Genomic DNA, 23,321 nt, shown 5'->3' with positions numbered 1-23,321 from the left:
GAACGTTATTCAAACACCGTCATTAGAAACAGTACCGTACGACAACAACGTTGTTTAACGGATGGAAGCGGCCATGAAATTCACCTTCGCACCAGAATCAAAGCCTCTTGAAGGATTTACGATCAAACGCGCCATCGATCGGGGCGGATTTGGTGAGGTGTACTACGCCCTGACCGATTCCGGTAAAGAGGTCGCCTTAAAACTGCTGCAGCAGAACATGGACGTCGAACTGCGGGGAGTCACACAGTGCCTGAATCTCAAACATCCCAACCTGGTCACCATCTTTGATGTCAAAACGGACCGGGACGGCGATCACTGGGTGGTGATGGAATACGTCTCGGGCCAGGGACTGGACAAGGCACTGCAGCAGTATCCCGACGGGATGCCGATGGAACAGGTCCGGTACTGGCTCTCCGGAATTTCTGAAGGTCTGTCGTATCTGCACAGCCGCGGTCTCGTACACCGTGATTTGAAACCGTCTAACGTTTTTCGGGATGGTGAGATCATCAAAGTCGGCGACGTGGGTCTGTCCAAGTTTATTACCCACAGTCGCCGCAGCGCAAATACGCAGAGCGTGGGCACAGTCCACTACATGGCGCCTGAAGTCGCACGCGGGCGTTACGGGAAGGAAGTCGATGTCTACGCGGCAGGTGTCCTGGTTTACGAGATGGTTACCGGCGTCGTTCCCTTCGACGGGGAATCGACGGCAGAGATTCTGATGAAACATCTCTCTGAGAAGCCGGATCTCAGTCGTCTGCCGGCTCACCTGAGAGCCGTTGTGGGACGGGCTCTGGAAAAAGATCCGCAGCAGCGAATCTCTGACATCAAACAATTCAAACGCGAATTCGAGCGGGCTCTGTTCCAACGCGACACTGTTACGGAAATTCCCAATGACTCTTTCGAATACGAAGCAGTCAAAGGGCAGCCTTCCAGAGGCACGGATTCTAACATAACGCAATCAGACAAACACTGGGCATACAGCCTGCTGTTACTGCCGGCCATTCTACTGATCGTGATGCTCGCTTTTGGACTGCTCATGGCCGTGGTGGGGGTTTTCGCCGGTGCGCCGCTCTTCGCGTCGGGAATTTTGATCTGTGCTTTTTGTGGCGGACTTCTGCTCACCGCGGGTTCAAGTCGAATGCTCTTTTCCGGACTGTTTAGCGCCATCGTGAAAGGGCCTCCTCCGATCAGCGATCTCTGGGATAAACAGCCCGCACAGCAGAACCAGGCCGAAGCCCAGGCTTATCGCGAACAGGTTCTGCAGGAGACACAGATCATCCGCGAGCGGGAACAGCAGAAGGCAGATGCAGAACGCCGTCGGGTCCGCGAACAGCACCGTCGTAAACCGCGTTTTTCCAGAAACCTGACGCCGCTGACGCCCCGTTCGGTGTCCCGGCGCGCTCGAACATATGATATCTGCAATTCCATCGTCAAAGCAGTCGTCTGCACACTGGTCATCGCGGCCGGCGTGGTCTGCTTCACCGATGGACGTATCGCCAACGGTTTCTGGAGCGGCACCGATCTGGCCCCCTTTGGACTGCTCACCTTCGGCACGTTGATCGCCGCCTGGGGTGCATTACTGGTAGCCAAACTCACGGAAGGCAAGTCGTTCGATCAGAGTACGCGTCGGATTATCTGGCTGGGTGCGGGCGTCGTCGTCGGCTCACTGATCTATCTGTTGCAGACCGAACTGTTACTGACCGACCTGCCGAGTTCTCGAGGAATGTATCTGGGATTAAAACCCCTGTTCAACGTGATTGGACCTTATTCCCTGGTGCTACCGAATGGACAACCTACGTTGATTTCCTACATCGTGTTCTTCGGGTTGCTGTTCTGTTTCCGTCGCTGGTGGTGGCACGCTGATGCCTTCCGCCCGCGAAAATTCAGAGTCCGCTCTGTCTTGCTGACGGTCTTCGTGGCATACGTCATCACAGCCATCTGGGCCTTCCCGGTTGTAATGGGGCTGACCTGGGCCGCGATTATTTCCAGTGTCGTTCAGTTGTCTGCTGCCTGGATCCATCCCGATCAGCGCACGATTGAAATGCAGGAGGTACAGGCATGAGTCCCCAAGACAGTGTATCCATGAGTTTTATGGCTCTGATTTCCATTGCTGTAATCGTTGCAGTTCTGAGTTTCCTGACGGTGAAATACAAAGCCCGGTTCCTTGCGATTGTGGGCGTTTGCCTCGTGGCATTTATTCCCGCTGTGCTGGCCGTGTCTTACGTCAGCATGGAAAGTAATTCACAAGCGACTGTGGTACAGGGGACAACAGCAGTTGCCGTCAAAGCACCTGATTTACTGGAAGAGGCGTCATCGATTCCACTGCCCGAACTGCCTTTAGTTGCACCTAAGCCGCATGACGCTCCCCAGGCTGACCAGCCTAAGAAAGCGGAACCGCTGCCCGAGTGGATCAGTTCCAGTCAGGAAGGTTCAGGAGGCATGAAGCAGGTCTTTCAGTCAGGACTGTTTGCTACTCCGGCCGAAGCATTTCAGGATGCACTGGGAAGAGCACGTGTGAAATTTGAAGAAACACTTAGTGCTGAGCATCCACAGTACTCGTCGGACGCCAGAACACTCAGCCCGGAACTGGTCAGACAGGTCGCCATGCGACGGAGCTATTACCAGACGATCGAGCATGATTTTGGTGATGTCTTGAAATCGGGTGAATCGTTTAAGCAGGATATGTACCGTGCTTATGTGGAAGTCGAACTCTCCCCCTCTGTGAAGCAGACGTTTTATACGAAATGGAAACTCCAGGCGGGAAATCAGCGGGTGATCTGGCTGGGGGGCGCTTTTGCATTTGTGACGCTGCTCTGTCTGGGAACAACCGTGTATTTGAGAGCCTCGCATCAATAGGCTACAATCCAGGCTGACTGAACTTTCTTCATTCCTGCGGAAACCGACGAAGCTCTCATGCCGATTGACGAAGCCGATCAACTCCTTGTGTCACAAATCAGGCAAGGCGACTCCGACGCCTGGGCCGAGCTGATCGCCCGTTTTGAAGGTCGACTGCTGGCATTCGTCGACAGCCGCCTGCGGAATCGTGCCAGCAGCGAAGATGTCGTCCAGGAAACCTTCATGGGCTTTCTGATCAGCATTCCCAACTACGATGCGAATACGCCGCTGGAATCGTTTCTGTTCGCCATCGCCTCGCATAAGCTGACAGACCTGCTGCGTAAACAGGGACGACGCCCGACGATCCCCCTGTTCCCCCACGAAAATGGTGAGCGGGAAAGCTACCGGGAACCGGCAGGACGGACCCGTGTGGCTTCCAGTCTGGCACGGAGCAAGGAGCGTAAAAGCAAAGAGGAGCAGGTCATCTGCGAAAGCCTGTCAGATCTGATTCAGGGCTGGATCAAGAACGGCGAATTCGAGCGACTGGAGTGCATGGAGCAGTTGTTCGTCTCGGGCAGAGCGAATAAAGAAGTCGCTGCCACGCTGCAGATTACTGAGCAGGCGGTTGCCAATCATAAGCATTTTGTGGTCGGCAAGTTGAAGGATGCCATCAAAACCGCCCAGATTCTCGATGCCGATTTGCAGGGACTGGGGCTGAATTGAATCTCGCTGGGCGCAGCAAAAAAACCTCATCCGAACATCCCGGACGAGGTTTTCATGTTTCTCGGATCCGCAACTAACGCTGCGACATCAACTTAAAACTTGATGTGCTTCCGTTTCGCCTTGCGTGCTTTGGCACTGGCAGGACGGCGACCGTGGTTTGCTTTTTTCAGTTTACGCTGTGTTTTAGCCATGACATTATCCTTCGATGGTCTTCAAATTATATGAATTAAGACCACACAATTACTGATGAGGTCTGCAGAATCTCTTTCGTAACGGGTCGGGTATTCTAGTCAAAGTATCGGATGAAAAAAAGCCATTCCACTGAAAATCAGAGACGCTTTACCGAAATCCTCCGGTTTTGACCCGTTATTTAACCCGAAATTGGCCGCATATCAGGCTGAGCATGTGGACTGGTGTTCCGTTTTCCGGTAGCATAGCTTGAATCAATTGAACACTGGACATAATAAAAGTAATCCCCATTGATGACAGAGACCGTATATGCTGGCCAAGCTTTATACCTATTCCCTGTTTGGCATCGATGCCAGGCCGGTGGAAGTCGAAGTCGATATCTCGCCCGGCGCGCTGCCCAAGACCATTCTGGTCGGGCTGGCGGAGGCAGCCGTCAAAGAAAGCACTCACCGGATCGAACGGGCTCTGGTCAACAGCGGATACAATCGTCCGATCGACCGGATTGTGATCAACCTCTCCCCGGCCGACCTCCCCAAAGACGCCGCTTCCTTTGATTTACCGATCGCCCTCGGTTTGTTAACGGCCAGCGGACAACTCTCTTCAGACCGATTTGAAGACTACGCCGCCGTGGGAGAACTGGCCCTGGATGGCACGATTCGCCCCATTCGGGGCGCCCTGTCGATGGCCTTATCTGCCCGTGAACAGGGGAAGCAGGGGCTGCTCGTCCCTGTCGAGAATGCCGATGAAGCAGCGGTCGTCGATGGTCTGGATGTCTACGCGGTTGGGACTCTGGCCGAAGCGGTCGGCTTTTATACGGGAACGCTGCCCATCGAACCGATCGAGTTCAGCTGGGAAAACGCCCTCGAAGAACACGGCCATTACGATATCGACTACAGCGATGTGAAAGGACAGGAATACGCCAAACGCGCCATCACCGTCGCTGCCGCCGGTATGCATCATCTGTTGGTGTGATATCATTATACCCCCTAGCAGGAGTTTCAGATATAATGTTCCAAATGTACTACTAATTAGGGGGGCATCAAAATGGTACGAAGGAAAATCGCATACTCTTACATTCGATTCTCACGCCCGGAACAGTTAAAGGGCGACAGCCTTAGACGGCAGAAAGAACTGTCAGATCGGTGGTGCGAGCGTAACGGATATTTTCTCGATGACAGTCTCAAATTAACTGATCGAGGTGTTTCTGCCTTCCGGGGCGACAATGCTTCACGAGGAAAATTAAAAGCTTTTATGGATGCTGTTGAAGATGGCAGAGTCAAAAAAGGCTCTGTTTTGATTGTCGAATCTTTGGACAGATTATCCAGACAGGCCGTTGGAACTGCTTTAGCCCAATTTATGGATATTCTGTCCAAAGGAATATCTATTGTTACCCTTGAGCCGGAAGAGAGATTTGATACTTCGAGCATGAACGACACAGTAAAACTGATTGTCGTTATTGTCATTATCTCACGTGCTTACGAGGAGTCTGCATTAAAATCGAAACGTTTAAGCGAAGCATGGAGCGAGAAAAGAGAGAAGCTTGCAGAGGGAATCAAAATCTCTGGCCGTGTTCCGGGATGGATTGAAAAACAGGGGAACAATTTCGTTTTCAATGAACACGCCAAAACCATTAAGAAGATTGTTAAGCTGTATCTTTCAGGGCACGGCACAAGCAGTATTGCTCGTAACCTAAATGCTGAGAAGGTGCCGACGATTGGGAGAGGTAAACAGCAAGCAAAATATTGGAGACAATCAAGCATAGTAAAAATTTTAAAGTCAAGATCTTTAATCGGGGAGTATCAGCCTCATTTGGGGAAATCAAATGAGGATCAAAGCAAACGTCAACCGATTGGTGATCCTATTACTGATTATTACCCACCTGTCATAAAAGAAATAGATTTCTACAAAGTTAAGAAGATAATCGAAGACAAGCGGACATCGGTCAAAGGCAGAACGGGCATAAATGGAACTATTTCAAATCTATTTCGTGGCATAATCTTTGACGTCAAAACAGAATCATCAATGATTATCGTAAACAAAGGCGTAAAGTCGGGAGGTAAACAACTCGTCTCTAGTCGTGCGAAATCAGATAAGAGCAGTGAATATATTTCATTTTCTTATTCAGCTTTCGAAGAGGCGATATTGAAAGTGGTGGCAAAAATATCCGCTGCTGATCTTCTGCCGGAGGGGGGAGAGAATCAGTACGAGGAATTAGAAGAGGCTGAATTGAAACTGGCAAAAATCGATGAGAAAATCTTGAAGCTCCAGACCCAAATTGAGAATGCAGAAAATGCTGATGAAATAGACATATTATTTCCGGTTGCAAAGAGACTGACAAAACAAAAACAAGGTGCAGAAAAGCTGATTGATGAACTAAAGCAGAAATTGCACAGTTCATCACCTACTAGTGAAGACTGTCATAATTTGGTTGAACTAATACAAAATGGTGGTGAGCCGTTAGATGATAATAGAAGACGTTTTAGGAACGTTTTTTTGAATATTGTGAAACGTGCTGATGTGCTGGTCTTAAAGGCCGGGCATTATCGACAGGCATTTATTCGATTGACCTTTGAGAATGGTAAAAAGCGAATGATACTCTGCAACACTCACAGATCTAGGTACATCTCATCTGGGGGTTATGATGGAGATTACCCCATTCATAAAAAAAACACTCAAAAGTATCTGCAATCCCGACTGATTGAGCTAAAAGCAAGGTCTGTTGAACAAACAGTGAAAAATCTTGAAACTCAATTGTTTAAAGCAGCAGTTGGAAAAACCGGTGTTATCGCCTTCGGTAATGACTCGATTAGCCACACAGATTTCGATGATTAAATGAGGCGATATCCAAAGACTAAATATTCTGATTGGTAAGAAAAAGAAGTGATTTGAAACCTCTTTATAAAACCAAATAAGGAAAAACCAATGCCAGTATTCGTTTGTAATTTTTGCGGCGGTGACCACGGCAGCGAAACATGCCAAGAGCCGGTTGTCTATCGCGGTGAAACATTATCAGCAGGTGAAGTGATTGACAGCATGCTTGAATCCTTAGATTTGACTGCTGAAACATGGGAGCAGGTTGAAGAGAATTATGATCATGATCAGCCAATCGAGATGTTGGCTTATATTGTCGCAAACTTCCCTGACGAAATTGACGATGATGAAATCAAAGCATTTTTCCCACCTGTGCCAGATGACGGAAAGATTTATAACGCAAGCAGGAAGCATGGTAATTGTTTTCAGTTTGCATTTGATGCTTTAATTGATGGTGCAGGAATAGATATTGATGATGGTGAGATATATCTAGTACATGGCTATGTGAGCACAAATCCGACAGAGCATACAGGGCACGCTTGGTTGGAATCTGACAATAAGGTTATTGATTGTGGAGCAATGCAAAGAGAAATTACTGTTTATGACAAGCAGGAATTTTATGAAAGAACCAAAGCTGCAAGCCCTGAAAAATTCAACAAGCAGGAAGCACTAGAAAAGCTGATTGAGCTGAATCATTATGGTAGCTGGTGTGAGGCTCCACCAGAAAACATTAAAATGTCTGATGATTGGACAGAACAATAATACAAAAAGAGGCAGGCACGTCGAAAAGCCTCTGTGAGTCAATCTGATTCACAGAGGCTTTGTTGTTTTTATACCTGATTTGCAAACCACTACTCTTGGATGCCCCTTTTATCTAAGGAATTTTTTGGGGACACAAAATCGATCATTCGAATTCTGTCAGAGGCTTAGTGATTTCGTTCCATTCATTTTCAGAATTTTTGATCCACAGACTTAAACTCTCAATTTCAATTTTTCTGTCTGTTTTCAAATCCTCAACTTCCATGATGAACACATCAGGTGAAGTTGTCTCTATTTTGTGCTTGTTGTACTGGGGGTGTGATTCAAGCCACTCGACGCCATCGTCCTCAGTCGCAAAAACAAATGCAGATAGGGTGCCTGTTGACGGTGATTTAACAGGCTCCACACTAAGAATCATGTTCCGAAATGGATGATTACCTTTTGATTCTGCTATACGGAATAAGTAACTGATTTCTTCTGGCAGTTGACCTACCTCGAATTGATCAAATATATCAGACATTTCTATCTCTCCGTTCTTCGATTTCTCTCTCAATATCACTACGTTTATAATGCCAGTCAGAGAAGTCTTTTCCTGTCGAAGTCTTCCACAGCAAAAAACCGTCATACAACTGCTCATCTGCAGCATCCATGGTTTTTCTGATTTCCTTCGGGTCTTCCAAGTCAATCATCTTGAGACAAGACTCAGCATCAAGGTCTTTCACTAGCTCAACATCTGGCAAAGAAAGATTTTGTTGACCTTCCAATACCCAAGACTTCCAATGATAAAATATCCCCTGCTCGAACACATGCATATAACAACGTTTGTTATCGGGACTCATTGTGATTACTGGATGATTTGCAGTTTCATACAAAACATAACATTGGCGTGGAAACGGGAATTCATAAGACATCTAATTGGCCTTTTCAAATGTTGTATGTTTTTGAAGAGACAATATTTTATGAATGTTGATATTCCGGTGCCTATTTAGACCAAATAAAAAGTCCTGAAATCCTACAAGCTTAATAGGAATGCTGAGATCACATTATTAATGTGAAAAAATGTAATTGATTCCAACCGATGGAATTTCTGCTGTTCACACTCAGTAGAAGATGTATTATTCAACAATCTCAGGCTGATATCTCTTCTTGATTTTGGTTTGCTGGAATGGTGTGGTTGAGGGATGGAGAGTTGAGTCAGGGTTGTTTCTTTGCCGCAACAGCATTTGATTTATGGCTGTGTGCGTAATGTCCCTGTTGAGCCATTCAAAAATGTGTGCTTTCTAAGAGTTGCTTTGTTGTTTACTACCTCTGGAGCTCACGGAGGCTGCTTGCCAGCCTCAAAATCATCAATCGGGGTTATTATTTCCGTTATCTTTATTACATAACCCTTATGCAAAGCAGAGTGATTGACACTCTGTTGTGTGGGATAGGAATAGTCCTTTTCTCCAACTAAAGCTTCTGTCTTGACCCAGATTCCTTTACATTGGCCCCGACCATCAGGAACATACTGATATCTATCGTGATCTATGCCGATGATGCCTGATCTATGAAGCACAGACCGTGCTGCTGTGTATGTATAAACTGACCATTCAGGCATAATGCTTTCAACTGCCAATTCTTCCCACCAGCCTTGGATGCTGTCACGTGAGCAGTCTCTGTTTGGTTTTGATGCTGTCTGGATAATTGAAGCCAGTCCTACCAAAATAGAGCGGTCAACTTTAACGGCCTGATTACCACAATACCCAATAGACGTTTTACAAAACTTGTGTTGTTTACCTCTCCACTCTTTCAGAGCAGCATCAAGTATTGGACGTTGTGATGGCTTCCCGCATTTTTCAGGATCAAAACCGCGAGCGGCAAAGGGAGCAATATCATTGTATCTTTTGATTCGCTCTTGCAGTCCGTCTTCCCAATCACCATTAAAAATGTTGTGTCGACGATCTAACTCAAGCAGTTCTGCTGCTGAGTGAGGTCTTCCTGCAGTTGTGTTACACCAAAAAGTAAATGTGCGATTTTTGACAAAGGCATTTGGGATGTTACTGATTTCTTCCAAAGATCCAATTGCCGTAGGCTCATTACATACGTCTGACGGCCCCGCCGTCAGCGTGCCTGCGTCAGCAGGCAACACGTCAGTTGAAACATCACTTGCTTTCTCTGATGCCTGTAATGTTGACGGTTTTAATTGTTGTTTAAGCTTTTCAATTCCTGTCTCAAATGATGCAAATACTGCCTCATTGATTGATTTAAACGCTTCGAGTCTTTCGAAGTCCCAGCAATCATCGGGTGATTTTTTATTACAGGGGTATTTGTGATTCCAATAAGGCAGCTTCGCCAAATGAGACCGTCGATCTGTCCATTGTTCGACACGGCCCCAGACAGCCCTGCCTTTGATCTCAATTGAGGTCTTGATGTTTTCCTGAGTAAAAACTGCTCTCAATACCTGTTCTGTGTTTGCCAATACTGAATTGTATTCTTTGGCTGTGGGAGCATCATTAAATTTGAGCCAGCCATTATATCCGCGATGCGAAGGGCGATAATACAGGACATCCCCAAACAATTTTTTTAGCAGTTCCACTGCGTCGTCTAAATCATCTTGAAACGCATCATGAGCATCTAAATCAAAGTAAGCCATTTTACGACCAACCCGAGTGGGCGACATGTAATAGTGTAATTCATCGCCATTGATGCAGGGATTTATCTTGTCGGCTCCCCAGAGCTTTGATTGGTAATTGATGAAGGGGTTGTAATGGGTTAGTTTGCCCGTGCGGTAATTGTGCCATGCAGAACCATCAGTGTTACGAATTACAACTTTTGGTTTTACAACTCCTTCAGTTTTTAATTGATAATATTGAGTACAGGCAACCCACTCTGCTTTCGTGATCCTGTGTCGTTTGTCGATACCCCAATGTTGATGTGAGATATATGGGGCCATAGCATCAGCCGTTGCAACCGCTAATTGATTTTCGATTGCTTCGTAGTCAAAGTCATATTTCTGTGTTTTGGGTTTTTCGTTAATTTTACTCATCGTTCATCACCATAAGTATAATAGTGCTTTGCTCTATTTTTTAGGATGAGAATTTTGCCAAATGAGCATAAAATCTGTGACCATTTCATAAAAATGTCATTCACTATTTTGAGTTGAACGGCTTTTATTTTTTCCAGTAAAAAATCACATTCGGCACACTACTATATAGTAGGTTCGTTTTCTGTGTTCCTCATCGAAATCACCAAGAGACACGTTTGAATAACGACAATAAAGCCCTGCTGAGCAATCAGCAGGGCTTTTGCATTCAAAAAACAGTTTTAATTTTTGGTCCAAAAATCGTGATTCCAACTCCTCTGGATTGAAAATATCATTTCTGCTAATATTCGCTCTCCGAATTACCAAGAATTACATTGATTTACTTTCTTCTACAGGCACGCTTCTGCTCAAATGTTTGAGCTATAAAGCGTCCGCCAAATCTCGCTTGATTTGGCACCACCAACATTTGTTCTTTTCTGGGCTCAAATTACGCCCACATGTTATGAAGAAGGTAGAAATACAGAAATGAAAATTCAATCTACAACATTATGGACAATCGAGAAGGATGGCGTCAGTATCGATTTAACTCTGGAGGATATAACAGAACTGCTTCAAGACATGATTATAATGGAAAATCTGATTCTATTTGATTCTGAGTCAGGACGATGTGTCGAGTCACTTGATGATATCGGAATCACAACAGAAGGATTCGCAGTGCAGTTGACGATACGCTCGTAAGTCTGGGGAGCCCATTCATAAAAACTGAACTGTCAGCCCTATAGAGAGAACAAAAAATGACAGAAGGAATGCCAGATGACTATCAGGCGATCTTAGATCAGATACACTCGAATGTGTTTTGGGAGCGTCTGAAACATCATTTAGATCAAGACAGTAGAAGTGATTTGGATGAAAATAGTGCGTCCGAACTAAAAGATTTGGTTCGCCGCCTACAGGTGCAAGATGAATCTCCATCTATTGATAGTGAAGTGATTCAAAAGTTTCTGGAAGATAGTGAGATTCGTGATAATCTTTTGAAAGCAACTCGTAATATTATGAATTCTAGCACTGAGGAATCAGAAGAATAAGATTAAAACGTTCGGTCATCATGGTCATGAAAGGGCATGTGGCAATATTCTATTTCAAGACTTAATCTTTACCATCGCCACGAATGACTCATTACACGATCTGCCTAATGATGAAGATTTACTTATATACATATTAAGTGTTTGAAGAATCTGTCAGATTGGGAAGGGACTCCAGACAGACTCTAATGCCATCTAAATGTGTATTATGAAACCTAATTCTATTGTCCTTTCCATCTCGTCGTTTATCTCGATCACAAATAATGAAATTATCCTCATGGTCTTCCAGCAAGTAGTTATATAATTGTTTTTGTGCTTCGAGATCCTTATGGATGTATTGTTTGTATATTTCACTACAGACGGGACACAAGACTGTTTTGAGATCTGTATCCACAGGGATTATCACACCAACACTGTCAGCCCACCTTTTTCCAAGAACATCGACATACTCAACGTAAATTTCTCCCCTCTGATTTACAAAAGGGAAATCATGACAGCATATTTGGCAAAAGGGTTGATCTACTTCTTCATCAAAATAATAAGCTAGAAGAGCATGATGGTCATACTCAGATCGAGAATAGACACGGACTGAACGGACCCTCTCGACGGTTTCTTTAGATGGTGCCACTTTCAAGCGTTCAATTTTTCTTTGTTTACGGCGTTCTGGGTTTCTGGACTTAGAGTTAGAAATGGTATTTTTATTTGCAGCTTCTCTTTTAGTTTCTTCTTTTAGCTGCTGAAACCTTTCTGGGTTGTTCTTGATAAACTGAATGTCTTCCAAAGAAACACCTAATCTTTTCGCAAAATCCTGCTCTCTTTGTTTCTTGGCAAGTCTGATTCGGCCATTGACTCCAAAATCTATGGCCTCAAGCCATTCTTGACCGGAATCATACGGAAAACCATCGGGTAATAATTCAATTGCTGCATCCGAGGGTTTAACAAATGTATCATTTGTTTGTGGAACCCAACATGCATCTTTAAGTGTATGAACCAACTGTGAATCTGCACGTCTTGCACCGTTGGTTGCGTTCTTTTGGTAACATGCTTTCAAATAATTATCATATTCTGGCAACGAACACATCGTTCTCCAGATTAGATGAGAAAGTTCCAGAGTCGGTTTTTTAAGGATTATTTTTAACCCTCGAATATCGTAATCAACATTATAACCAGAAGACGTGTACCTCTCACCTTGGACACTTTCAAGCCAGTTCCATCTTGGGTTTAAAAAACAAGTCTTTTTATGTGGATATATTTTAGTTTTTGCTCCTGCAGCAATTGCAAATGTTGCTATTCTCCCAACGCTGATCTCCAGATTTTCATATTTGTTGGAAAGAGGATAATGACGGGGTGATAAACGGATTCTAGTTTTCTCAAGTGCATCATAGTAACTGGATAGACCAGTCGCTTTGAATGGCGAGTCAATATAAACGTCAGATGGCTGAACCCAATTATCATTACAGTTAAAAATGTAATATTCACTGAATATGCGACTCCATCTTGGAGATTCTTCTACAAGCCTGATGAATCTTTCCAAATGACTAACATAAGTTTTGAAGTCAATTTCATCAGGAGTATTTTCATCGGCGTATCGTTCATCTAGGATTAACTTAATTAGATCAGACTCTCCGACCTCGGTAACACCAATTTCTACAAGAAATTCTTTGGCCTTCTTTTGTTCCTTTTTGTTTTTTCCAGAACAATAAACACTTTCTTTAATACGGGGGAATATGGTATCGCCTTGTTTTTTATCATCAGGAAAATATGAGCGTAAACCTGTCCCTAGCGAATCATCATTCATCCTTACTATCAACAGTCTATCAAGATGATGAAATAAGTATGTATCTTCTAATTCTGAATAAAAGAATGCATACAATGACTGCATCCATTTATCAGATTTCGATTTCAACCAACACAGTAACTCTTCACTCGGTCTCATCCAGCCTTCAGGTTCACTTGCATAATTTTTTAAAAGCCTTATGAAGTCATCAACGTCCCAATCGGCCATGTCGAGGGAGGTGAGAAAGTGGTCTAATCGAGAATTCCTTTGTGAAATACCAATCGCCCACTCTCGTCTTTCATTATCAAGTTCAGAAAACTCTGATAAGAATTTGATGTCTGTTTTTGTCAGCAATCGTTTTAAGGATGCTTTACTTTGAACCAGAGTTTTAGCGGGGGCATAGCCTTTGTTATACGTAGGCGTAAGCGGTTGTTCATTCATCGTATCTAAAATGTCTTCAAGAATTTTGGCGTATGGCTCCTTTAAGCGATCATTTTTGTTTGGTAATACTGCTAGAAACTCTGCTGTAAGAAGGCTGGAGTCTTTGATATGAAATAGTGAATCAGAAACAAGTCGTGATAATTGCTCGAAAAGGGGGCCGTTGTCCTTGTGGTTTGTTTTAACAGACTCTCGACTTCGCCCAGTGATGAAAGGTGCATGCAAGTGAAAGTTGAGCCCAGAAGTCTCTTTAATCGCGGGAAATGATACAAACACTGTTCCCGTATCGGCTGCTGTTATTTTAAATTGGTCAGACAACGATATTTGAGGATCGAATTGTTTTATTTCCTCTGAAAGAGAGAGGGGGAAGGCAACACTTGTGTATTGCGAATTGAGTCCACTCACCAGCTCTGAATATCGCAAAAAGTGTTGTGAATTTACAATTTTATTCTTCTGTGTTTTTCGAACCTCATAATGATATTTTGAGTGACGAATTCTTTGAAACCGTAAATCACGCCATTGAATTTCTTCAAGGTGAGATAGAAAAAGCAGCGTAAGTTCTGATAGCTCACTTAGCCATTTGTAAATATCCTCATATGCTTCTTCGGGGGTCTTGTCTTCACTTCCTAGCTGAAAAACGAATCGAGTGTTCCCCCCAATGGAATCGTCTCTAGGTAATTCAACAGGTAAAACTCTTTCTTCTAATTTAAAACTATAAGTCGGTGAATAAATGCAAGGCGAACTTGTAAAGGCAAATACAGATTTGAAGCCAACTCCGAAGCGGCCAATCTTTTCCTCATCTTCCCTTTTTGCCCCCCTTCCAATATCTGTAATTCCCCAAACATCTTCTTCACTAAATGGCTCGCCATTATGCTCAAAAATAAACAGGTCATTTTCTAACGAAAAAGAAACCAATGTAGCATTTTCATCCTCAGCATTTTGCAATAGTTCATAAATGAAATGTGCATCGTCTGGATAAAAGTCTTCGAAGTGTTCCCAAATGCCCGGATAATCCTTTAAAGTAGATGCTAGATTATTTCTATGATCTCTTACTTCCTTTAGAACGTTATGCTCTTTGTTCATTTGGCTGTTCCATTTCTGGTTTCAATCGTTCCAACTAAAATCCGCTCATATCTGATATCTGGATTCTCAGCACTGCTGCTCAATTCAGCGGATCTTTCCTCATACTCAAGGTTCGCCCTGTTAATCTCTGCCTCTCTCATTCTTTGAATCTTCTCGTCAGTTGCTGACCGCAGGCGATCATTCAGCATTGCGATACGACCCTCATGGCTGGCCTTAAGACTCTGCCGTTTAAATTCTGCCAGTTTACCAACCTTTGCTCGATGGATTTCGAGGGCAGACTTCCAACTGATGTAATGGAGTGACTCAAGTGTGCTTAAATCTTTTTCTGAAATGTTATCGCCCGAATTCGAATCAGTAGCATTCTTTAATAGCTCGAAGAAATGACTGGAAATGGTTTCATGTTCTGAAATGACTTTGAGTTCCAGATCTTTTCGTATGCCAAAGTAATCCCATTGATAAATGGTAAAAGGGTAAACTCCTTTCGGGAGTCTTTTATCGGCTACCGTGAGGTGTATTTCAGGATCTGATTGTAATTCAAATGAATGGGCGGCCTGACGTATCAATGGATGTACTGGACTTAATAGCTGGACCGTACGGTCTTCATTAGCTGATTCTCCATCGAACGTGATTGGTAAATGAGGATCGTTTCCTTTCAGCCATTTTTCCCATTGGCGTTGGTGGATATCGGATTTATTGGAAAGATCACGAGCATCCTGTAGCATTTTCTTACGTGCATTTTCATTTAGACGCAATGATTTGATTTCACCTTTTCCAAGGATTGCTGCTGAATCACTGACCGACTCCAGATATGAACTGAGCATGTTTTGAATTGCTTCTGGCTCTAACCAGTAACTCGAAGCATTTTCGACATCCTTCTTGAAACGATCCTGCGACGGAACTGAAATCCCGAAGAACTCGTGTTGTTGATCTTCCAGCTTCTCTTCTTCCAGAAGCTTCCGTATTTCATTGTCTTCCAGTTGCCGAAGACGTTCCTGTCGTTCAGTGGGAGTCAGCTCTGATTTAATCGCAATCTCATTTAATTCTTTGGTGATTTTCCCAAGGATGTCTTCGCTGGCACCAACAGCCTGTTCAAATATTCCGATTCGCATTAAACACCGCTCGTAAATGTCAGCATCGACAGTCCCCGGTGTGATCAGATTATAGATACTGACGAACTGGCTCTTTTGACCGTTTCGGTCAATTCGTCCAATACGCTGCTCAACACGCATGGGATTCCAAGGAATGTCGTAATTAATGATGCAATCACAGAACTGGTAGTCGAGACCTTCACATCCCACCTCAGAAAACAGGACTACATCAAGGGCTTCTGATTCAGATTTCGGCTGCTCGAATCGATGTCGAATCGCAGTACGATCTTCGTCGGGGACATTGCCATGAACGAGACCAACTCTAATACCGGCGTCCATCAGTCCCTGTTGAAGGTAATGCAATGTGTGCCTGAAAGAGCTGAAAATCATTACTCTATGGTTTGGATACTTTTTCGGAATCTGTTTCTGTTTTACCAGTTCAATCACTTTCTCAAGTTTGGGGTCTTTCGTATCGAGCATCTTGGCCATGGAAATGACGGACTGAACTTTCTTTGCGATTGTATTAAGCTCATCTGATTCGACCTCATAGTCTTCTATGTCTACCTCTGATAGCTCTTCTTCACTGATATGGCGTGTGAGGATGTCTTCAATGAAGGGGGCCAAACCATACAGGCAACTGGCTGCCTGTCGGCGAATCGTTGACATCATGAAGTTGACACATCTGGAGCCATGTAAATCCGCAAGAATGTCGGATTGCACTTTCAATAGAGCTTCATGCAAGGACTTTTGAGCCTCAGTAAACGGGACTTCCACAGTATTGGATCGTCTCGTAGTGAATTCCCCAATATCACGTCTACGGGTACGGTTTATTATTCCAGAAAAGGAATGTAAGTTTTCAAGCTGATCAATGATCTTAACACGATCCTGTTCTGTGATTTCAGCAGACGATAGCTTATCGGTGATTTCATCAACTCCGGGATTATTGATAAGCATCGAGGCCCCCCAAGATGTTGATTGTGCTTTTTTCAGACAGTCGAGGGCCCTGATCTGCCATTCCGCAGAGGCACTACGGGCATGTCTCACTGCCTCATTAATCATCGGATTCGGCTCTGACATGTGTTCGAAGCTATCTCGATCAATAACCACATCTGGTCTCAACAGATTTAAGATTGAGAAGAGATCGCCATTGTCAAGCTGGAGGGGAGTGGCAGTCAAGAAAATTGCCGCTTCTGCATTATCGCAAAAATATTTAACAGCCTCGTGACCATAAGTGTTGGGATTTGATATCCGGTGGGCTTCATCCACAATAACAAGGTCAAAATGAGGTGCTGGATCGAGATCCAGTAAGCATGGCTTCTTTGAATTCTTACCTTTTTTAGTACCAGTGATAATTTCTTCATTCAGAATCGAATAGGGAATGATCCCAAACTGGTGTCTTTCCGGCCATACTCCATCAAGATCACATTCGGAAATACAATGACGAAGCATCTTACCATCGAAATGTTCGAAATCCTGATCGAACCGCTTCATTTCTGTCTGCCACTTTTTCTCCGTGATGAGTGGTCGGGGACATATGATTAATACAGAGTTGATATCTTGGCGGGCTTGTAGTTCCCGAAGGATCAGGCCTGCTTCAATCGTTTTACCGACACCAACCCCATCGGCGATCAGAAGGCGAGGGCGGTCTGCCCGGATAAAACGAAGCACAGGGCGGTATTGATATGGGACATAATCAACCCGGGCTGCATTTAATGAGTAGAGAGTTGATGTGCTTGGATGGTTGATCAACCGGGCAGTGAGAAGAGCCTTACATTCTGCTACTGACAGAATCTGTTTACTTTGACTGGATTCTTTGTCAGCAATTAGTTGTGAAGCAAAATAGCTTGATAGCTTTCCATCTATAAAAACGGTGTATTGATATTCCGGGTCTGACTCTTTTACTTCTACAACTGCACCGATTTTATCAGGCTGGGATTTCAGTCGAACGATCTGTCCCAGATGGAAAGGTTGTGAGTCCGGCATTTACTGTTCATTCTTGGCAATTAGCTTCTAACAATATTTTATTATACTGGTTCGAAAATATGATGGATTTCTTCGCATGAATGACCAGTAGTATGAATATCATTACATTTCATGAAAATGAGACTTAATAATTACTCATTCATCATCCATGATTTGTCTTGTATCTGATCTTGTAGAATTGTGTCTAACCATCGCAAACCACTTGCATTTACCCGATATGGCATAACAAGAAGCATCGTCAAATAATGAAGAGGATATTCTTTTAGAAGAAATGGTATTTCGTCACCGTTAGACTCCTCTGATTTACGCCTCAAATCTTCCCATTTATGTGGTGGAACAAGAAATTTAGTTATGTCTGTGCCACAATCCTCGTTTCGATACATAAAGTATCTCCACATGTCCCCCGGATCAAAATACCGGAATCCAATTTGAGTAATATCAGGGAATAAACTCTTCATTTCCTGCTTGTAATTTCCTCGAATGAATAGATGCATTAAACTTTCGAGGTAGTGTGAATATCTGCTAAAAGAATCGTTTAGTGGTTTGTTTGCTAACCCCAACTCATAGGGAAGGATTGCCTCTGCATCGTAGTAAGCATTAGGGAGCGTGTTTTTGCTATCGATGTTATTCTTTCGACAAATCGTTTTGATTAAAGTTGAGTAAAAAAAATCACCTTTTGGTGTGGCATCGTACGTTTTACGAAAGTAATTCCAAGCGAGAAATTGTGGTATCGCATACTCTCCCCAGAGTAAAAGCTTATTCTTATGCATCTCACAAAACTTTATTGCAAAATCTAAGTGTTGTCTGTCAGTCTCCCCTTCATTGGTTCGAAGTTTATTTTGTAAAAGTAAACCATAAAGGCCCATTAAACCCAAAAGCTGAGTCATTCTTACACCATAGACGGGGCGATCAAGAAGAGGGTCACCTTCAAAATAATGTTCCCGAGTAATTAATTCGTCGCACAATCGCCCAAGCGAAGAAAATATAGAATCAGAGGCTAAATTAGCCGCAAATTCTATGGTTTTAAATGGAGTCTTCCATTTTTCTGCAAGGCCCATTGTATAACACCAGAAGATTGTCCATGCCTCAAACTCTGCTACATGATTCTCAGCAAGGGTGAATGATGAAATAGCCGCAGAACAGATAACCGCTGCTCCAACTAAGGAACGTGCCGATTCATTATTTGAAGGACGTTTTTTATTTGCTGGCTCCAAGGGAAGAGCGTCATGTAAGAGAGAAGCTAGCTTTTGCTTAGGGAGGGGGCCAGATCCATCTTCGAGAAACAGTTCTAAATAAGTTTTCAAATCATTAAGATTTGTCGCCCAAAATTCTGACTGTAATTCATTGAAGGCTTGAAATAGTTCACCTTTGACTATAGTGGTAACAACTCTTTCTGGTTGACCCGCATCAATCATACCTCGATTAAAGTCATCGATTTCTCTCTGGACAACTTCATGAAAATCACCATTGACTACAATATACGATCGATGGTGCTGTGAAGTGTTCAATGAAGGGTGTACTATCTTCGCATGAACGAGTGGATGAAGTTGTTTTCCCAGATCGTCCCGCCACTTGGATAGAGTCATCATTCCACCATCCAATCCCTTTAGCTGATACGCACAAGGAACGCCGTCGGGAGCTATTGCTATTACGTCTTTCCCAATCTCCATCGCACAATGGCGTGATACGTGCAGCACCGTGTATCCCTTGAATGCCAACCAGTGAGCAAACGGAATTTGAAAGGACCGTTCGTTGGCCTTATCCAACCAAGTTTCGAGAAGCCTCTCTATCACGCCATTCCAGCCTTTTCTTTTCGATTAAATTATCAAAACGCACTCGAAGCATTGGATCAGATTCAATTTGGGATAGTGTTTCTTCAATTTTCTTTCTTGTTTCATCTGAACCAACTAAGAATTGGGGCATAATCGGTATTCCATTGACATCAAAATCTAAATCTATTTTTTGCACTGAATCAAAGAATTGCTCAAGAAATGGAAGATCAGAATTTGCAATATTGCCCGTTTCATGAACAGCTTTATCTAACTCCTGAATTATTAGACTGACCTGCTCACCAGCAAGCTGTTCTCCCAGATTATCAAGTAAATCGGCAACTTTCTCGACGTCCATGTTTTCAAGATCCTGAATATTCTGTTCAAGGCTGACGGATGCTTGAATTTGCTTTAACTCAATGTCCTCAAATGACCCATCATCGCGATACAAATGGCATTTTATGCCTTCGTGTAGCTGTGTAGGATTGATTTGAGAAAATAGTCCTAGTTTTTGATATTGAACTGTCTTTACTCGCTCATGAAACATTTCAGACAACAACTCTTTTGTTTTTGGATAATCTGGAAGCATCAGGTTCCTTCGTTAGTAAATGATTTTATTAAATCCAAGGCATGCTCATTTCTTTCTGAACGATCTAGGTACATGAGTCGTGCTTGGTTATATGCAGCAATAGCTTCCTGTTCTGAATCAAAAGTCAACGGAGGTAATAATTCATTGTCAGGTTCATCAATCCAGCCATTGTCAAGTAAATCACACCAGTAACTGTCATCTTCTTTTATGACCCAACGTTGACCTGCCTTCACGGCTGATACATCGGAAAGTAATGGTTCGTCAGGCGAAGTGTCCGATTTGATAGTAAAAGCCGTCACTGGAAGATCAGAAGAGAATAATTTTACCCATTCATCATATTTACAATCCCATTCTGGATGAACAAGATCTCTGAATGAAATCCAAGGGTGATCATTCCATTGCGATTCATGTTCTTCACAAATTCTCCCAACTGAGATGTCGTGGAAATGATCGTAGAGGATCGGGTAAAGACCATCATCATTGGGAATGGGCAATGAAAGTAATTTTGCCAAAATCTGACGTGCTTTTATCAAACTTGATTCAGTCGGCTCTTCTGGAATAAACAAAAAATAATCTGGATCTATACCAGACATAGCCAATAGCTTCTTTGCTTCCTCGCGTGGATGGTCAAGGAAAGCATCTTCGTTTGCATGGTCGTTATCCCATAATATCCGATCCTCTATTTCCTCAAATAACCACATCCATTCTGTGGGATCGCCTTCCCTCAAGTCAGGCAGTTCATCATCTTTGTCGTCTTCTTCTGCAGAAGCTTTCAATATCGCTTCTCTTGTGTGAAATAATTCATCTACCAAATCATCCTTGGCTGTATCAATCTCATAAAGGAGTTCATTCCTGACAGTATTGAACACAGCCTTTACAGTCCCTTCGCTGACCGCCGTTAGCTTAGGTTCCGGAACCGTCTTGTCACGAAGTGCTATCCCCACTTTGGCGAGTTGGCAGAGCTTTTGTTCTGGAGTGAGTCTGTCGAAAGCAGTTACTCCAGTTTCTGTATCATCAGTTTCGTAGCTTATGTCGTCTTCGACCATCACCCGTAGTTCATCAAGGCCAATTTCAAATAAAGGCCACTCGGAATCAGTTAAAACACGAGTTCCTGAACTAGCACGCCACATTCGTAATCCTCAAGGTAAAATCAGATCTGTTAATATTTAATGACATCGATACGCTGAATAACTCATTCTGTGTGATCACCCATCTGCCCCCTTGTCAATTTCATTCATCATCCATATTCACTGGCATTAAATTACTCGAAGTCAAACCGGGCTCTAATTTCTGAAATATCTCATGAAGTGCAGGATCAGTGATCCACCCTTCAAGTTCAATCTGTCGTTTTACGGGATCATCAGCATCAAAATATGGTACGCCATAACCAGACTCTTTTTTCTTATAAGCCCAAGAAGCCTGAACCGCACAGAGAACAGAATCAAGTAGGTCTGCTTTTGTATCTGCAATGCATCGCTTCTTGTTTGTTTCATCAGAGAAAACTACACGCACACCATATGGGTTATCGGACTCGTTAAGCCCATCAATGATCATTTGGCGGTTGTCTCTTGCTAACTCATCTTCACCGGCTTCTTTGTATCGCAACATTCTTCTCGCTCTGACTGATAGCTCCTTGATTTCATTGTTGATATTCTTTTTTGTTTCTAATTCGTCAGGCGAAAGATTTTTTTGATCCTCTTTTCTAATATTCTTTTTCTGTAGTAACTCTTGGAATTGCTCTTTCTCTGGAATAAATTGCAACGCTACAAGTTTTGGGTAGGCTTCGACAACAACTTTCTTATTGTTTTTGCCACTTCGCACTGGCGGGATTGAGATATCCGCTTCGACTAATTCTTTACAGCCCATGTAGAACATGGCCCCGGGGTATGGATTGTCCTTCACCTTCATCGGACTTTGAGAGCGAGATACTTGGTCCGTGATTCGCTTCGCCTGCACTTTGACCGGATTCCCTGCCTCACTCATCTCATTTGGATAGGTCCAGTCTGTAACCTCTTTACAAAATTTAGAGAACGTCGGATGAGCAATATAGATTTTTTTAACATAATCCTCCCAAGAACATTTTGATAAATCATCGGCCCATCCAAAATAGGCTATTGCAAGCTGGGGCATGCCAAATGGAAAATCTATTCCTGCAATCCACTCCCTTTCATTCCATTTCTCTCCACGGCTATTGATCCAATCGCCATAGTCTTCAAATGGGGACTGAGAATCTGATCCGAATTCATGGAAGTTTTCGATTGTGAGTAAAGAATCTATCAACGTACATTTCACGAGGGTTAGTGGCTTGTTTTTTTGGGGAGAACTTGTGAAATCTAGTCCGTAAATCCTCAAAACTCTCCCTCCCGGTCAGAATCATCTATTTTGATAACGGGACGCGGTATATATTTAAAAAGAGCATCATTACCTTGGAGTGCATCAATGATAGTTTCGGAAATCTCTTCCTTACACTTAGAGGATGCATCCACCTGCAAACTCTCATAAAGATCGGTTGGCTCTATTTCAATTTCTGCAACATAGAAGTTAAGAGAATTCGGTTTACCTAAGAGATTCCATAATTCCTTGAGTTTCTTGGAGATCTCATCAGTCGTTGCTCCTTTGGTGAGCGATTTCATTTTGAATAAGAAGTAAGCAATGGATGGTTTTTTACCTGCTTCGACCGCCGATGCAGCTCTATGGATCATCTGATAAATAGAAGTGAGGAAATCATCGGGATCAAATGGTTCTCCAAGATGTTGGTTAAAACAAGTCAGCCATCCATTTAACACATCTATTCTGTTCTGTTTATTTATTCCCTGCTTTATCCAATCGCTCACAGTCGGATACATTTCCTCTGTCCATTTTGCTTCAATGGCGAGTGACGAGTTCCCAGCTATCAACATAGCATCTGTATGGGAGGCCTTCCCTCTACCTAGTCTCGGAGAAATAGTATATTCAAGGTAGGTATGATAGTTAGAAGAAAATTCAATTTCAGAAATCAAGGAGTCAAAGGTGTCTTGATCGTGAGCGAGTAAGGACAGCAGTGGAATGGTAGAACGGGTGATTGAATAAAACTCCGATCTTTTGTAATGACTTATTACATTTTGTATAGATTTAGAATTATTAGGTATTCCGAAATGAAAACTCATGTAATTGCTTTCTCATGCTTCTATATT

Annotated in this window: 17 protein-coding genes and 1 pseudogene; 7 read left to right on the top strand and 11 right to left on the bottom strand. The window is 43.4% G+C overall.

Annotated elements, in window-relative coordinates:
• Nucleotides 1–73 precede the first annotated feature (73 nt).
• Genes RID21_RS09445 through RID21_RS09435 form a run of 3 tightly spaced genes read left to right on the top strand, consistent with a single transcriptional unit; the run spans nt 74 to nt 3,558 of the window.
• A complete protein-coding gene (locus tag RID21_RS09445; RefSeq protein WP_350188386.1) occupies nt 74–2,062 on the top strand; it encodes a serine/threonine protein kinase in 1,989 nt (662 codons plus the stop codon).
• Nucleotides 2,059–2,856, top strand: a complete 798-nt coding sequence (locus tag RID21_RS09440; RefSeq protein WP_350188385.1) for a hypothetical protein — start codon at nt 2,059–2,061, stop codon at nt 2,854–2,856. The genes RID21_RS09445 and RID21_RS09440 overlap by 4 nt, the downstream gene beginning before the upstream one ends.
• A gap of 57 nt (nt 2,857–2,913) precedes the next feature.
• Entirely contained in the window at nt 2,914–3,558 is a 645-nt protein-coding gene (locus RID21_RS09435) for an RNA polymerase sigma factor (protein ID WP_145192921.1), read from the top strand.
• A 92-nt stretch (nt 3,559–3,650) separates the two neighbouring features.
• Here RID21_RS09435 and RID21_RS30695 read toward each other — a convergent pair whose 3' ends face one another.
• Nucleotides 3,651–3,749, bottom strand: a complete 99-nt coding sequence (locus RID21_RS30695) for a 50S ribosomal protein bL37 (RefSeq protein WP_002645378.1) — start codon at nt 3,747–3,749, stop codon at nt 3,651–3,653.
• A 307-nt stretch (nt 3,750–4,056) separates the two neighbouring features.
• Between RID21_RS30695 and RID21_RS09430 the strand changes: the two are divergent.
• The 3 genes and pseudogenes from RID21_RS09430 to RID21_RS09420 form a co-directional block, all read left to right on the top strand.
• Nucleotides 4,057–4,716: pseudogene (locus RID21_RS09430) on the top strand (magnesium chelatase domain-containing protein); the annotation flags it as partial.
• Nucleotides 4,717–4,791: 75 nt separating this feature from the next.
• Nucleotides 4,792–6,579, top strand: a complete 1,788-nt coding sequence (locus RID21_RS09425) for a recombinase family protein (RefSeq protein WP_350188384.1) — start codon at nt 4,792–4,794, stop codon at nt 6,577–6,579.
• A gap of 90 nt (nt 6,580–6,669) precedes the next feature.
• On the top strand, nt 6,670–7,320 hold the full coding sequence (locus RID21_RS09420; protein ID WP_350188383.1) for a hypothetical protein: 651 nt from the start codon (nt 6,670–6,672) through the stop codon (nt 7,318–7,320).
• 142 nt (nt 7,321–7,462) lie between these two features.
• Here the strand turns inward: RID21_RS09420 and RID21_RS09415 are convergent, their stop codons facing one another.
• From RID21_RS09415 to RID21_RS09405, 3 genes are all read right to left on the bottom strand, one after another.
• On the bottom strand, nt 7,463–7,837 hold the full coding sequence (locus RID21_RS09415; protein WP_350188382.1) for a hypothetical protein: 375 nt from the start codon (nt 7,835–7,837) through the stop codon (nt 7,463–7,465).
• Complete coding sequence (locus tag RID21_RS09410; RefSeq protein ID WP_350188381.1) at nt 7,830–8,228, bottom strand: hypothetical protein; 399 nt, start codon at nt 8,226–8,228, stop codon at nt 7,830–7,832. The genes RID21_RS09415 and RID21_RS09410 overlap by 8 nt, the downstream gene beginning before the upstream one ends.
• A 404-nt stretch (nt 8,229–8,632) precedes the next feature.
• Nucleotides 8,633–10,342: a hypothetical protein gene (locus tag RID21_RS09405; RefSeq protein ID WP_350188380.1), complete on the bottom strand. Its 1,710-nt coding sequence runs from the start codon at nt 10,340–10,342 to the stop codon at nt 8,633–8,635.
• A gap of 791 nt (nt 10,343–11,133) precedes the next feature.
• Here RID21_RS09405 and RID21_RS09400 point away from each other — a divergent pair.
• Nucleotides 11,134–11,424 carry a hypothetical protein gene (locus RID21_RS09400; RefSeq protein ID WP_350188379.1) on the top strand — a complete coding sequence of 97 codons (291 nt, stop codon included), beginning with the start codon at nt 11,134–11,136 and terminating at the stop codon, nt 11,422–11,424.
• Between the two features lie 133 nt (nt 11,425–11,557).
• Here RID21_RS09400 and RID21_RS09395 read toward each other — a convergent pair whose 3' ends face one another.
• From RID21_RS09395 to RID21_RS09365, 7 genes are all read right to left on the bottom strand, one after another.
• Entirely contained in the window at nt 11,558–14,719 is a 3,162-nt protein-coding gene (locus tag RID21_RS09395) for a sacsin N-terminal ATP-binding-like domain-containing protein (RefSeq protein ID WP_350188378.1), read from the bottom strand.
• A complete protein-coding gene (locus tag RID21_RS09390; RefSeq protein ID WP_350188377.1) occupies nt 14,716–17,790 on the bottom strand; it encodes a DEAD/DEAH box helicase in 3,075 nt (1,024 codons plus the stop codon). Before RID21_RS09390 ends, RID21_RS09395 begins: the two co-directional genes overlap by 4 nt.
• 131 nt (nt 17,791–17,921) lie before the next feature.
• The gene (locus RID21_RS09385; protein ID WP_350188376.1) at nt 17,922–19,487 is read right to left on the bottom strand and encodes a hypothetical protein; all 1,566 of its coding nucleotides are present in this window, start codon (nt 19,485–19,487) and stop codon (nt 17,922–17,924) included.
• A 61-nt stretch (nt 19,488–19,548) separates the two neighbouring features.
• Complete coding sequence (locus RID21_RS09380; protein WP_350188375.1) at nt 19,549–20,148, bottom strand: hypothetical protein; 600 nt, start codon at nt 20,146–20,148, stop codon at nt 19,549–19,551.
• Nucleotides 20,148–21,278: a hypothetical protein gene (locus tag RID21_RS09375; protein ID WP_350188374.1), complete on the bottom strand. Its 1,131-nt coding sequence runs from the start codon at nt 21,276–21,278 to the stop codon at nt 20,148–20,150. Before RID21_RS09375 ends, RID21_RS09380 begins: the two co-directional genes overlap by 1 nt.
• Nucleotides 21,279–21,378: 100 nt before the next feature.
• On the bottom strand, nt 21,379–22,428 hold the full coding sequence (locus RID21_RS09370; protein WP_350188373.1) for a hypothetical protein: 1,050 nt from the start codon (nt 22,426–22,428) through the stop codon (nt 21,379–21,381).
• Nucleotides 22,429–22,496: 68 nt separating this feature from the next.
• Nucleotides 22,497–23,294, bottom strand: a complete 798-nt coding sequence (locus RID21_RS09365) for a DUF6946 family protein (RefSeq protein ID WP_350188372.1) — start codon at nt 23,292–23,294, stop codon at nt 22,497–22,499.
• Nucleotides 23,295–23,321: the final 27 nt, after the last annotated feature.

This window comes from Gimesia sp., from assembly GCF_040219335.1.
In the GTDB taxonomy this organism is placed as follows: domain Bacteria; phylum Planctomycetota; class Planctomycetia; order Planctomycetales; family Planctomycetaceae; genus Gimesia.
Note: the sequence above shows the minus strand (reverse complement) of the source record. Positions and strands in the feature narration are given on the sequence as shown.

Coding starts and splice junctions, on each gene's coding strand:
- RID21_RS09435 (WP_145192921.1), top strand. CDS start 2,914: ATGCCGATTGACGAAGCCGATCAACTCCTTGTGTCACAAATCAGGCAA.
- RID21_RS09425 (WP_350188384.1), top strand. CDS start 4,792: ATGGTACGAAGGAAAATCGCATACTCTTACATTCGATTCTCACGCCCG.
- RID21_RS30695 (WP_002645378.1), bottom strand. CDS start 3,749: ATGGCTAAAACACAGCGTAAACTGAAAAAAGCAAACCACGGTCGCCGT.
- RID21_RS09380 (WP_350188375.1), bottom strand. CDS start 20,148: ATGCTTCCAGATTATCCAAAAACAAAAGAGTTGTTGTCTGAAATGTTT.
- RID21_RS09410 (WP_350188381.1), bottom strand. CDS start 8,228: ATGTCTTATGAATTCCCGTTTCCACGCCAATGTTATGTTTTGTATGAA.
- RID21_RS09375 (WP_350188374.1), bottom strand. CDS start 21,278: ATGTGGCGTGCTAGTTCAGGAACTCGTGTTTTAACTGATTCCGAGTGG.
- RID21_RS09445 (WP_350188386.1), top strand. CDS start 74: ATGAAATTCACCTTCGCACCAGAATCAAAGCCTCTTGAAGGATTTACG.
- RID21_RS09400 (WP_350188379.1), top strand. CDS start 11,134: ATGACAGAAGGAATGCCAGATGACTATCAGGCGATCTTAGATCAGATA.
- RID21_RS09420 (WP_350188383.1), top strand. CDS start 6,670: ATGCCAGTATTCGTTTGTAATTTTTGCGGCGGTGACCACGGCAGCGAA.
- RID21_RS09405 (WP_350188380.1), bottom strand. CDS start 10,342: ATGAGTAAAATTAACGAAAAACCCAAAACACAGAAATATGACTTTGAC.
- RID21_RS09415 (WP_350188382.1), bottom strand. CDS start 7,837: ATGTCTGATATATTTGATCAATTCGAGGTAGGTCAACTGCCAGAAGAA.
- RID21_RS09395 (WP_350188378.1), bottom strand. CDS start 14,719: ATGAACAAAGAGCATAACGTTCTAAAGGAAGTAAGAGATCATAGAAAT.
- RID21_RS09440 (WP_350188385.1), top strand. CDS start 2,059: ATGAGTCCCCAAGACAGTGTATCCATGAGTTTTATGGCTCTGATTTCC.
- RID21_RS09390 (WP_350188377.1), bottom strand. CDS start 17,790: ATGCCGGACTCACAACCTTTCCATCTGGGACAGATCGTTCGACTGAAA.
- RID21_RS09365 (WP_350188372.1), bottom strand. CDS start 23,294: ATGAGTTTTCATTTCGGAATACCTAATAATTCTAAATCTATACAAAAT.